The sequence below is a fragment of the Micromonospora sp. CPCC 206171 genome (assembly GCF_036906755.1).
GTDB lineage: Bacteria > Actinomycetota > Actinomycetes > Mycobacteriales > Micromonosporaceae > Micromonospora > Micromonospora purpureochromogenes.
On the sequence record NZ_JBAKHT010000029.1, the window covers coordinates 31508 to 43094 of the forward strand.

The 11587-nt window shown below is 74.6% G+C and carries 11 protein-coding genes; 9 read left to right on the plus strand and 2 right to left on the minus strand.

Translation table 11 applies throughout. From position 1 onward, the window contains the following. The first annotated feature begins 50 nt into the window (after window positions 1-50). The 4 genes from V6U89_RS25580 to V6U89_RS25595 all read left to right on the plus strand — a co-directional run bounded on the left by V6U89_RS25580 (window position 51) and on the right by V6U89_RS25595 (window position 3448). Window positions 51-929 (plus strand): alpha/beta fold hydrolase, encoded by an 879-nt coding sequence (locus tag V6U89_RS25580; protein ID WP_334574356.1) that lies wholly within the window; start codon window positions 51-53, stop codon window positions 927-929. 330 nt (window positions 930-1259) lie between these two features. After that, window positions 1260-2411, plus strand: a complete 1152-nt coding sequence (gene hflX, locus V6U89_RS25585; protein ID WP_334574358.1) for a GTPase HflX — start codon at window positions 1260-1262, stop codon at window positions 2409-2411. A gap of 134 nt (window positions 2412-2545) precedes the next feature. Further along, a complete protein-coding gene (locus V6U89_RS25590; protein WP_334574362.1) occupies window positions 2546-3136 on the plus strand; it encodes a hypothetical protein in 591 nt (196 codons plus the stop codon). Between the two features lie 54 nt (window positions 3137-3190). After that, window positions 3191-3448, plus strand: coding sequence for a hypothetical protein (locus V6U89_RS25595; protein ID WP_334574364.1), 258 nt, complete (start codon window positions 3191-3193; stop codon window positions 3446-3448). A 132-nt stretch (window positions 3449-3580) separates the two neighbouring features. Here V6U89_RS25595 and V6U89_RS25600 read toward each other — a convergent pair whose 3' ends face one another. After that, a complete protein-coding gene (locus V6U89_RS25600) occupies window positions 3581-3715 on the minus strand; it encodes a hypothetical protein (RefSeq protein ID WP_334574366.1) in 135 nt (44 codons plus the stop codon). Window positions 3716-4154: 439 nt separating this feature from the next. Here V6U89_RS25600 and V6U89_RS25605 point away from each other — a divergent pair, with 439 nt between their 5' ends. Next, window positions 4155-7172, plus strand: a complete 3018-nt coding sequence (locus V6U89_RS25605) for an ATP-binding protein (protein ID WP_334574369.1) — start codon at window positions 4155-4157, stop codon at window positions 7170-7172. A 40-nt stretch (window positions 7173-7212) separates the two neighbouring features. Here V6U89_RS25605 and V6U89_RS25610 read toward each other — a convergent pair whose 3' ends face one another. Next, a complete protein-coding gene (locus tag V6U89_RS25610; RefSeq protein ID WP_334574371.1) occupies window positions 7213-7692 on the minus strand; it encodes a winged helix-turn-helix transcriptional regulator in 480 nt (159 codons plus the stop codon). Between the two features lie 114 nt (window positions 7693-7806). Here V6U89_RS25610 and V6U89_RS25615 point away from each other — a divergent pair, with 114 nt between their 5' ends. The 4 genes from V6U89_RS25615 to V6U89_RS25630 all read left to right on the plus strand — a co-directional run bounded on the left by V6U89_RS25615 (window position 7807) and on the right by V6U89_RS25630 (window position 11465). Further along, window positions 7807-8505, plus strand: coding sequence for an SDR family oxidoreductase (locus tag V6U89_RS25615; protein ID WP_334574373.1), 699 nt, complete (start codon window positions 7807-7809; stop codon window positions 8503-8505). Between the two features lie 70 nt (window positions 8506-8575). Beyond that, window positions 8576-10204: an MFS transporter gene (locus tag V6U89_RS25620; protein WP_334574376.1), complete on the plus strand. Its 1629-nt coding sequence runs from the start codon at window positions 8576-8578 to the stop codon at window positions 10202-10204. A gap of 186 nt (window positions 10205-10390) precedes the next feature. Further along, entirely contained in the window at window positions 10391-11053 is a 663-nt protein-coding gene (locus V6U89_RS25625; RefSeq protein WP_334574378.1) for a DUF2238 domain-containing protein, read from the plus strand. 130 nt (window positions 11054-11183) lie between these two features. Beyond that, window positions 11184-11465: a hypothetical protein gene (locus V6U89_RS25630; protein ID WP_334574380.1), complete on the plus strand. Its 282-nt coding sequence runs from the start codon at window positions 11184-11186 to the stop codon at window positions 11463-11465. The last annotated feature ends 122 nt before the right edge of the window (window positions 11466-11587 follow it).

Consider the following 11587-nt stretch of genomic DNA (forward strand, 5'->3'; position numbering starts at 1 on the left):
CCCTGCCCCCGGTCGGTCGACGGACACCCGAACGAGCAGGAGAGATCCCAGTGAACCCCAGGATCAACGGATTCGATCATCAGCGCGTCACCGTCGCCGAGGGCGTGGCCCTGCACGCCGCGGTCGGCGGCTCGGGCAGCCCGATCGTGCTGCTGCACGGCTTCCCGCAGACCCACCTCATGTGGCGGCACGTCGCCGCCGACCTCGCCGCCGACCACACCGTCATCTGCCCCGACCTGCGCGGCTACGGTGCCAGCGACAAGCCCGCGGCGAGCGGCCCCGAGGTGTACGCCAAGCGCACCATGGCCGACGACATCGTCGCGCTCGCCCGCGCCCTGGGCCACGACCGCTTCGCCCTGGCCGGCCACGACCGTGGCGCACTGGTCGCCGTGCGGGCCGGTCTCGATCACCCGGAGGCGGTCACCCACCTGGCCGCGCTCGACGTCCTGCCGACCCTGGACATGTGGGACGTCATGCGCGGCACGTCCGCCGCCGTCGGCTTCCACCTGTACCTGATGGCCCAGCCGCCCGGGCTGCCCGAGCAGCTCATCGCCGCCAGCCCGGACGCCTTCTTCGGCCACTTCCTCGACATCTGGACCCGGGACCCCGACGCCATCCCCGCCGAGGTCCGGGCGGCCTACCTGGCGGCGTCCCGGCAGGCCGTCCCGTCCATCGTCGCCGACTACCGCGCGTCCGCCGGCATCGACGTGGAGCACGACACCGCCGACCGCGCCGCCGGCCGGCAGCTGCGCATGCCGGTGACCGTCCTGCAGCAGGACTGGGGCACCGCGCTGGGCTTCGACGCCGCCGGCCGGTGGCGCGCCTGGGCGCCGGACCTGCACCACCGCACCGTCTCCTGCGGGCACTTCATGGCCGAGGAGGCACCCGCCGAGGTCGTCAAGGCCCTCCGGGGGCTGCTGAGCCGATGACCGGCGCGGGCTCCGGGCGAGTGGCCCCGCCCGGAGCCCGCCGGCGTCCCCTGGCCGCTCTGGTCCCGGGGGGCTCTGGTCCCGGGTCGCTCTGGTCCCGGGTCGCTCTGGTCCCGGGTCGCTCCGGTCCCGGGTCCCGGGCCGTCTCCGTACCAGGCCGCTCCTCCCTGGTCGCTCGCTCACCCGGGGTGCGACCGGATGTCCCGGCCTGGGTGGATTCGGACCTCGATGCGACCTGACGGCTGGGCTGGGCAGGGCGTCGGCGGCATGGTCGGCGGCGGCCAGGGTAGGCCGTAGTCCGGCGCGAGGCGAGGCGAGGTGAGGTGGACGATGGCGGGTACCTGGTTGCTCGGTGCGGGAGCCGAGACCTCCCGGCAACGGCCGACGGCGGTGCTGGTCGCGGTGCGCGAGGACGACGGCGCGGGCGGCAACGGCCCCGGCAGTGAGGTGTCCCTGGAGGAGCTGCGACGGCTCGCCGACACCGACGGCCTCAACGTCGCCGACGCGGTGGTGCAGCACCGCCCGAAGCCGGATCCGGCCACCTTCCTGGGCTCCGGCAAGGTCGACGAGCTGGCCGCCGCCACCGAACGCGCCGGGGCCGAACTGGTCATCGCCGACGGTGAGCTGAGCCCCGGCCAGGTGCGGAACCTGGAGGAACGGGTCGGGGTACGGGTGGTGGACCGCACCGCGCTGATCCTGGACATCTTCGCCGAGCACGCCCGCACCAGCGAGGGGCGGGTGCAGGTGGAGCTGGCGCAGATCGCGTACCAGTTGCCCCGGCTGCGCGGCGACGGCCGGTCGATGTCCCGCGTCGGTGGTGGCCGGGTCGCCGGCGGCGCCGGCATCGGTGTGCGCGGACCGGGTGAGATGCGGCTGGAGACCCAGCGCCGGACGCTGCGCCAGCGGGCCACCCGGCTGCGACGCAACGCCGGCGAACTGGCCCGGCGGCGGGAACGCACCCGGGGGCGGCGGGCCCGCAACCAGATCCCCTCGGTGTCGATCACCGGGTACACCAACGCCGGGAAGTCCGCCCTGCTCAACCGCCTCACCGGCGCGGCCGCCCAGGTGCAGGACGTCCTCTTCGCGACCCTCGACCCGACGGTACGGCGGATCAGCACCGGCGAGCTGACCTACACCGTCACCGACACCGTGGGTTTCGTCCGGCACCTGCCGCACCAACTGGTCGACGCGTTCCGCTCGACCCTGGACGAGGTCACCCGCAGCGACCTGGCGATGCACGTGGTCGACGCGTCCGCGCCCGACGCGTTCGGCCAGATCACCACGGTGCACGGCGTGCTGCACGAGATCGGCGCGGGCCAGGTGCCGGAACTACTGGTGCTCAACAAGATCGACATTGCGCCGCCGGAGTGGGTCGACGCGCTGTGCCGCGCGTACCCGGACGCGGTGCCGGTGTCCGCGTTGACCGGCGCGGGCATCGACGAGCTGCGCCGGACGCTGGCCCGCCGCCTGACCGGGCGCTGACCGTTCGGCGGCAGCCCGCCCGAGGACGTGCTGCCCCGGAGATTGGTGGGTCGGGGAACAGGGCGTGGCGACCTCGGCGAAAGTGCTTCAATCGGGACGAAGGGCAACGTGCCCGAAGAGCTGAGGAGTGCGGGATGCAGGTGACCGCGACCGACAACCATGCCGTCGCCCAGGCCGTCCACGACGTCGGCTCCGCGCTGTGGTTCGGCGGCACCGTCATGGGCGTCGCCGGCGTCAACAAGTCCGGCAGCGACCTGCAGCAGGGCATCGACCGGATCCGGGTCGCCGAGTCCGCCTGGAACCGGTTCAGCCCGGTGCAGTGGCTCGGCATCGGCGCGACCCTGCTCGCCGGCCTGCGGCTGACCCAGGTCGGCACACGCCGCATCGCGTTGCAGAAGGGATTCGGCACGGTGGGCGCGTTGAAGGCGGGGATCACCGTCGCCGGTGCCGTGGCCACCGCCTACTCGGCCTACTGCGGCAACCGGATCGGTCAGCTGGCCGAGGCGGCGCACCAGCGGGGCGACCGCCTCGAGGTGCACGACGCCACGGTGCCGGCCGCAGGTACGCCGGCGGAGATCGCGACGTGGCAGCGGCGTCAGCGCCGGGCGCAGTTCGTCGTGCCGGCGCTGGCGGGCGCGAACATCGTCTGCGGCTCGTACCTCGTGCAGTCGTACCGGATGGGCGCCACCGGCAAGGGTGTCCTCCGGCGGCTGTTGCCGGACTGACCCGCCGTCACGAGGCCGGCCCCGCGAGGGACCGGCGGGGAGAGGAGCGTCGGCATGACCGATGGACCGTTCGACGTGCCGCCGGAGGCCGACGCGCTCGAGCAGCGGCAGCCGCTGCTCGACGAGGGGCAGCCCGACGAGCCGCCGGAACCGCAACCGGACGCCACCGAGGCCGACCTGGCCGAGCAGGGCGCCTCGGTGCCGGGGGAGCACGCGCTGCCGTCGACGTCCCTGCCTGAGGACGCCACCGCCGCGGACGCCCTGGAGCAGCGCCAGGTGGTCGGGCCGGGCGACGAGGACCGCCGGGACTGACCGGGCCGGCATCCCGGGCCCGGCGGTACGGCCACCGAGGTGACGGTCCCGGGCCGAACGCCGCCCGCCGGTACCCACCTCGGAGTGTTGGGCCGGCCTGAGCGGTGCCGGGGGTGGCGTCGATCGTCGCGGTCAGCGGGCCTCCGTCGCACCGGGGACGAGGTCCAGCACGGCCAGCTGCGTCGGGTCGGCCACCACCTCGATGCCGATGATCCGGTCGGTGACGATGAAGCTGAGCGCGAGCCGGACCCGCCCGTCGACCACCACCAGCGCACCCGGACCCCGTCGTCACCTGCAGGGTCATCTCCCTGGCCGGAGCGTCGCAGCGGGTGCGACAGGTGCCGCCGGCCGGTCACCCGAGGACGTGGCCTTCGTCACTCGGCCGCCCGCACCGCGCCCCCGTTTCCCAAGCCGCCGTAGCGACACCCGGTCGGCTGCTCGCCGGACACCCCGGGCGGCGGTAACCTTTGGCCTTGCTCCGGCTCGGGGTCATTTTCCCTGCTCGCGCGGTGGCATCAGGGTCGAGCGAGCGAGGGGGCGTGGGTGCCGGAGCGGGGCGGCTGGCGGTCGGCGGCGAATTTCCGAGCGGCGCGCCGTCCGACCTCGGGCGCTGCGCTGCGACCGGGCCCGCGACCGTCGTCCCGGGCAGCGAGGTTCGGCGGGGCCGATGACGGGGTACGGGCACGGCGATGAGGTGTACTCGAACGTGACCAGCCCCACCGAGGAGCTGTTCGGCGGCGGCAGCGCCACCGGACGGCTGATGGCCCGGCTCGACTGGGCTGCCACCCCGCTCGGCCCCGTCCAGTCCTGGCCGCAGAGCCTGCGCGCCGCCGTGCGGATCGTGCTGTCCTCCCGGTACCCGATGCTGCTGCTCTGGGGCGAACAGTTCACCCAGCTGTACAACGACGCCTACTCCGCCCTGATCGGCGACAAGCACCCGGGTGCGCTCGGCGACGATGTCCGGACCACCCTGGCCGAGGGCTGGGACGTGCTCGCGCCGCTGATCCGCGACGCGATGGCGACGGGCGTGGCCAGTTGGGTGCCCGCCCTCCAGTTGCTCCTCGACCGGTCGGGCTACCGGGAGGAGGCCTACTTCAGCGTCTCCCACGCCCCGGCCCGCGACGACGACGGCCGGACCGTCGGCGTGTTCACCGTGTGCAGCGAGGTCACCGAGCAGGTGGTCGGGGAACGACGGCTGGGACTGCTGCGCGACCTCTCGGTGCGCGGCGACGGGCGCACGGTGGACGTCGCCAACACCTGCGCCCGGCTGGTCGAGGCGATCGGCGGGCACCGGCTGGACGTACCGTTCGCCGCGATCTACCTGCGGGAGGGTGCGGCGCTGCACCGGATGGCCTGCACCGGTGACGGCCCGGTGGCTGCCGTGCTGCCCGACGTCGTGGCCGACGACGACCCGGCGTGGGGACTGTGGGCCGCCGGTGGGGGAGCGACCACCGAGGTCCACGGGGTCGCCCAGCTGATGACGCTGCCGGCCGGGGCGTTCGACGACCCGGCGGCCACCGCCGTGGCGCTGCCGTTGCCCTCCGCGGAGGCCGATCAGCCCCTCGGGGTGCTGGTGGCCGGGGTGAGCCCCAGCCGCGCCCTGGACGAGGCGTACCGGTCGTTCTTCCACCTGCTGGCCCAGCAGGTGGCCGTCGCGGTGCGCAACGCCCGGGCGTACGAGGAGGAACGTCGCCGGGCCGAGGCCCTGGCCGAGCTCGACCGCGTCAAGACCAGCTTCTTCACCAACGTCAGCCACGAGTTCCGTACGCCGCTGACGCTGATGCTCGGCCCGCTGACCGACGCCCTCGCCGACGAGCGGCACCCGCTGCCACCGGAACAGCGGGAACGGGTGGACACCGCCCGGCGCAACGCCACCCGGCTGCTCACCCTCGTCAACAGCCTGCTGACCTTCTCCAGCCTGGAGGCCGGGCGTGCCCGCAGCCGGGCGCGGCAGGTGGACCTGCCGGAGCTGACCGCAGAACTGGCCGGCGTGTTCCGCTCGGCCGTGGAACGCGCCGGGCTGCGCCTGGACGTGGACTGCCCGCCGCTGCCCCGGCCGGTGGCGCTCGACCCGGCCAACTGGGAGCGCATCGTCACCAACCTGCTGTCCAACGCCCTGAAGCACACGTTCGTGGGGCGGATCAGCGTCGGGCTGCACGCCCACCCCACGGAGCTGCGGCTGACCGTCGCCGACACCGGCATCGGCATCGCCGAGGAGGAGATGCCCCGGCTCTTCGAGCGCTTCCACCGGGTGGACGGGGCCCGCTCCCGCAGCCACGAGGGCACCGGCATCGGGCTGGCACTGGTCGGCGAACTCGCCCGGCTCGAGGGCGGCGACGTACGGGTGGAAAGCCAGCTCGGGCGCGGCAGCACCTTCACCGTGGCGCTGCCCTGGTCGGCGCTGCACGGCGGCACGGCCGACACCGTGGCGGTGAGCGACCTCGGTGACACCGCCCGCGCCGTCACGCAGGAGGCGAGTGGCTGGCTGGTCGACCCCGTCCGGCCCGAGCCGGGCGAGGAGGGGTCGTCCGGGACGCTGCCCGACGACGGGCGGGGCGTGCGGATCCTGGTGGCCGACGACAACGCCGACATGCGCGCGTACCTGGCCCGGTTGCTGACCGCGCAGGGCTGGCGGGTGGACATGGTCGGCAACGGTCGGCAGGCCCTCGACGCGATCCGGCGGGACCCGCCGGACCTGGTGCTGACCGACGTGATGATGCCCGAGGTCGACGGCTTCGCCCTGGTGCGCACCCTGCGGGAACAGCCGGACACCCGGGCGCTGCCCGTGGTGGTGCTCTCCGCCCGCGCCGGCGCGGACGCCGCCGTCGAGGGCCTCGACCTCGGCGCTGACGACTACGTGGTCAAGCCCTTCACCGCGGCCGACCTCGTCGCCCGGATACGGGCCACCCTGGAGGGTGCGCGACGGCGCCTGCGGACACCGGACGCCGAGGACGGCCGTCCGGAACCGCCGCCGTCGACCCGTCCCGCCGCTGCGGCCCCGAGCCCTGCTCCGCCGGCCACCGGCCCGGTCGAGGCCTCCTCGGCCGAGGCGGCCACGGAGTCCACGCCGTCGTTGGCCGGTACCGCCGGGGCAGCCCTCGCCGGAGCGGCCTCCGCCAGTGCGGCCCCCGCCGGGGCGGCGGACTCCACGCCGTCGTTGGCCGGTACCGCCGGGGCAGCCCCGAATCCTGCGCCCGCGGTGGCCAGGACGATGGACGCGGTCTCGTCCGAGGTGGCCGCGGCCGTCCCCGGCCATCCGGAAGCGGGCCCCCGGCGGCCCGCTGCCCCCGCCGGAGCGCCGGCCACCCTGCGGGTTCCGAACGGCCACGCGCCGGCGTCCGTGGTGGACGCCGGATGGAGCTATCCCTCGGAGGCGAGGGCCGCCTCGGCGATGCGGCGGGATGTGCGGAGCTCGCTGGAGGCGCTGCACGTGGACCCCGACGTCGTGCAGGACCTCCTGGTGGCCGCGTCCGAGGCGTTCAACAACGCCGTCGAGCACGCGCAGCAGCCGTCCCGACCCGAGGTGCGGGTCCGGCTCCAGGTCGGCGCCGGCACCGCCCGGCTCACCGTCCGCGACTTCGGCACCTGGCGGGACCGGCGGTCGGCGATGGACCGCGGCCGCGGCGCCACCCTGATGAACGCCTTCGGCGACGTGCGGCTGATGTCGACCGCCTCCGGCACGACGGTGACCATCGAGCGTCGCCTCACCGACGACCAGGGCTGACCCGGGTGCGCACCACCCACTGGGCGCACCCGCCGCCGGTCTAGTCCCGGGGGATCAGGCCCGGCCCGGCGAGCAGGGCGATGTCGCCGTGGTCGACCTCGTGACCCTGTTCGCAGCGGAGCACGGCGCGGACCCGGCACCCGCAGTCCCGGTGGGTGGCCAGCACCGGCGGGCCGCTCTCGTCGGCTGCCCAGGTGTCCCCCCACTGGCGGAGCGCCGTGATCACCGGCAGCAGCTCGCGCCCCTTGGGGGTGAGCTGGTACTCGTACCGGGTGCGCTGCCCCTGCTCGCGGTAGGGCGTCCGTTCCAGCAGGCCGGCGCCGACCAGTTCCCGTAGGCGGGCGGCCATCGCCGGCTCGCCGATGCCCACCCGGCGGACGAAGTCGTCGAAACGGCGCGTGCCGAGGAACGCATCCCGCATGATCAGCATCGCCGACCTGCTGCCCACGATGTCCATGGCCCGCGCGATCGAGCAGTTCGTCATCGACCACGCCTCCCGATCGTCCCGCAGATCCTGCATGCCCCCAGCCTACGGGCTGACTTGCGTTGACGCTAGTCAGGTGCTTCACTGGGCGAGCTGACTTTTCTCAGGGAAAGCCAGACCCGCGCAGCGAACCTCACAGACAGGATTATCATGGACATCTCCGCCACCACCGCACTGGTCACCGGCGCCAACCGGGGCTTCGGCCGTGCCCTGGCCAGCGAGCTGCTCGCCCGGGGCGCCACCGTGTACGCGGCGGCCCGCAACCCGGCCCTGATCGACCTCCCGGGCGCCCGACCGCTGGCGCTGGACATCACCGACCCCGCATCCGTGGCGGCGGCCGCGGCGACCGCCGGCGACGTCACCCTGCTGGTGAACAACGCGGGCACGTCGACCGGCGCCGACCTGCTCACCGGCGACCTGGACCAGATCCGCCTGGAGCTGGAGACGCACTACCTCGGCACCCTCTCCGTGGTGCGGGCCTTCGCCCCCGTCATCGAGCGCAACGGTGGCGGCACCGTCCTCAACGTGCTGTCCGCGCTGTCCTGGTTCGCGCTGCCCACCGACGGCGCCTACGTGGCGGCCAAGGCCGCCGAGTGGGGCATGACCAACTCGCTGCGCCTCACGCTCGCCCCGGCGAAGATCCGCGTCGCGGGCCTGCACGTGGGCTACATGGACACCGACATGGCCCGGGCGGTCACCACCCCCAAGGCCGACCCGGCCGACGTGGCGGCGTACGCCGTCGACCAACTGGCCGCGGACGCGTACGAGATCGTCGCCGACGACGTCAGCCGAGGCGTACTCGCCGGGCTCTCCGGCGGAGTCGCGGCCCTCTACCCGCAGCTGCCGTAGCCGGACACCGCCTGCACCCGCGCCGGCGCGGACCGTCCGGCCGACCCCATCACCTCTGCAAGGAGTAGCTGTGCCCGAACCGCAGACCGCCACGACGGGTTGGCGGGCGCCCACCACGCCCGGCCCGCCCGCCGCCGCACCCACCGGGCGGACGACCGCCCGTGGTTCGCACGCGGCGACCCTCGTCGCCATGTGCCTGGGTGCGATGGTCACGTTCCTCCACCTCACCGCGACCGTCTCCGCGCTGACCACGATCCAGCGGGACCTGCGGGTCGACCCGACCAGTCTGGTCTGGATCCCCAGCGCCTACACCCTCATGCTGGCCGGCCTCGTGCTCTCCGCCGCCACGCTCGGCAGCCGGTACGGCCGCAAGCGGATGTTCAGTGCCGGCGTCGCCGCCATGATGGCCGGAGCTGCCGTGGTCGCCCTGGCCACCGCCCCCGGCTGGGTCGTCGCGGGACAGCTCGCGGCCGGTGCCGGCGGCGCGCTGATCCTCTCGAACAGCCTGGCGATCCTCGGCGTGACGTTCACCGACCCGCACCGCCGTACCGAGGTCATCACCGCCTGGGCGGCGGCGTCCGGCGTCGGGCTGTCGGTGGGCCCGCTCATTGCCGGGGCGCTGCTGGCGCACGTCCACTGGCACGGCGTCTTCCTGTCCACCGTGGTGCTCGGTCTGCTCACCCTCGCCGTCACCACCCGTTGGGTGGCCGAGTCGCGCCAGCCCACCAGCCGTGTCGACCTGCCCGGTCTGCTGCTGGGCACGCTCGCCGTCGCCGCCGCCGTCTACGCGCTGATCGAGGGCGGTCGTCACGGCTACACCAGCCCGACGGTGGCGGCCGCGTGGCTCACCGCCGGCGCCGCACTCGTCGCCTTCGTCGTGGTCGAGCTGCGTACCGCCGCGCCGATGCTGGACGTCCGGCTGTTCCGGTCGCCGTCCTTCAGCGCCGTCATGGTCGTCGCCGCCGTGTCGCTGTTCGGCTTCACCGGCGTGTCGATCCTGCTGGTGCTCTTCCACGAACGTGCCCAGGCGCTCAGCCCGCTCGACACCGGCTGGCGGATGCTGGTGTTGTTCGGCCTCTACGCGGTCACCGCCTTCGCCGCCGGTCAGGCGATCCGCCGCACCGGCTTCAAGGCACCGCTCACCCTCGGCCTGCTGCTCGGCGGCCTCGCCAGCCTGGGCCTGTCCACCCACACGCCGGGCACCCCGTTCAGCCAGAGCTGGCCGCTGCTCGCGCTCTTCGGTGCCGCCTGCGGCCTGGTCGCCGCGCCGGCCACCGCCGCGGCGCTGGCCAGCGTCGCGCCCCCGCAGGCGAGCATGGCCGCCGCGGCGGTCAACACCGCCCGCCAGTTCGGCGCCGTGATGGGCGCGTCGCTGCTGGGTACCCTGCTCAGCACCACGCTGATCGCCGACCTGCCGGGTCGGCTCGCCGCCCACGGCGTACCCGAATCCACGCGGACGGCCGTGCAGGCGGCCGTGCGCGCCGGCACCAGCGATACCGCGACGCCCCCCGGGCCGGTGCGGCAGGCGCTCGCCGAGTCCCTGAACGCCGGCGTGCAGGCCGGTCTGCGGGTCAACGGCCTGGTCTTCCTCGCCGCCGCCGTCCTGGCGCTCGCCGTCGTCCGTAACCGGCCGCACCGGCACCAGCCCGGGCCGACGACCGGCGGCGAGGCGGCTGCCGTGAACCCGAGCGGTACCTGATCGTGCTCGCGGGGGGTGGTGGCCGCGAACCGGCCATCACCCACCCGGCCGGGCGGGGCGGGCGCCCCGGGCCGGCCGTTGGACGGGAGCGGTTCGCGGCCGACCGGATCGGCCGGGCCGCTTGCTATCGTCGGCGTCCCGGGCGGCGACCGGCCGGCCCGGCCAGCCCCGAACAGGCGGTCGCCGGTGTCCCGAGCACGTGCCCTCCTCCCGCCGGTGCTGCTGGGCGTCGTCCTCGTCGCGCTGGTCGTCTCCGGCATCCGGCCGTACGACCGGCTGACCTGGCTGCTGGAGACGGTGTGGGTGATCGTCGGGATCCCGGTGCTGCTGCTCACCTGGCGCCGTTTCCCACTGACCACACTGCTGTGCTGCCTGCTCGCGGCCCACGCGATCATCCTCATCGTCGGCGGGCACCACACCTACGCGCGTACCCCGGTCGGTAACTGGGTGCGGGACCTGTTCGACCTGTCCCGCAACCCGTACGACCGGCTCGGCCACTTCGCGCAGGGCTTCGTACCGGCCATCCTGGTCCGCGAGCTCCTGGTCCGCCGCTCGCCGTTGCGGGGCAGCCGGTGGCTCGCGCCGCTCGTGGTCTGCGCCTGCCTGGCCTTCAGCGCCCTGTTCGAGATGTTCGAGTGGTGGTCGGCGGTGGTCGCGGGCTCGGCGGCCGACGACTTCCTCGCCACCCAGGGCGACGTCTGGGACACCCAGTGGGACATGTTCCTGGCGCTGGCCGGCGCGATCACCTCGCTGGCCCTGCTGAGCCGCCTGCACGACCGCCAACTCCCGCCGCTCGCCGGTCCCCGCCGGTCGTCGGTGGGGCCCGACCAGCCGAGGATGACCGCGTGACGGTCGGTGGCCGGCCGGGCGTCGCACTGCTGGACATCGCGGCGCCTCGGTCGCCACCTGGGCGCCGGACCGGCCGTTCGACCTGATCACCTGCCTGCACGGACTGCACTACGTCGGGGAGAAGCTCGCCGTGCTGGCCCGCGCCGCCGACTGGCTGACGCCCGACGGACGGTTCGTGGCCGACCTGGACCTGTCCAGCATCCGGCTCGCCGACGGGCGCCCGGCCGGGCGACGCCTCACCGCGCTGATGCACGACGCCGGCTTCGCCTACGACTCCCGCCGCCGCCGGATCAGCCGCACCGGCCGCAGCGAGCTCCGCCTCCCGTACCGGTTCCTGGGCGCCGACGACCGCGCGGGCCCCAACTACACCGGCCAACCGGCGGTCCACTCCCACCACGCGGAGGAGCGCTGACCGCGTCGCCGTCCGCCGCCTCCGGCCGGATGACGACCGCCTTCCCGGCCCGTCCCGCTCGTGGCCATCGGCACCTGAATCGTCGTCGGCCACCTCGGCCGCACACTCCGGCAGCACTGGCG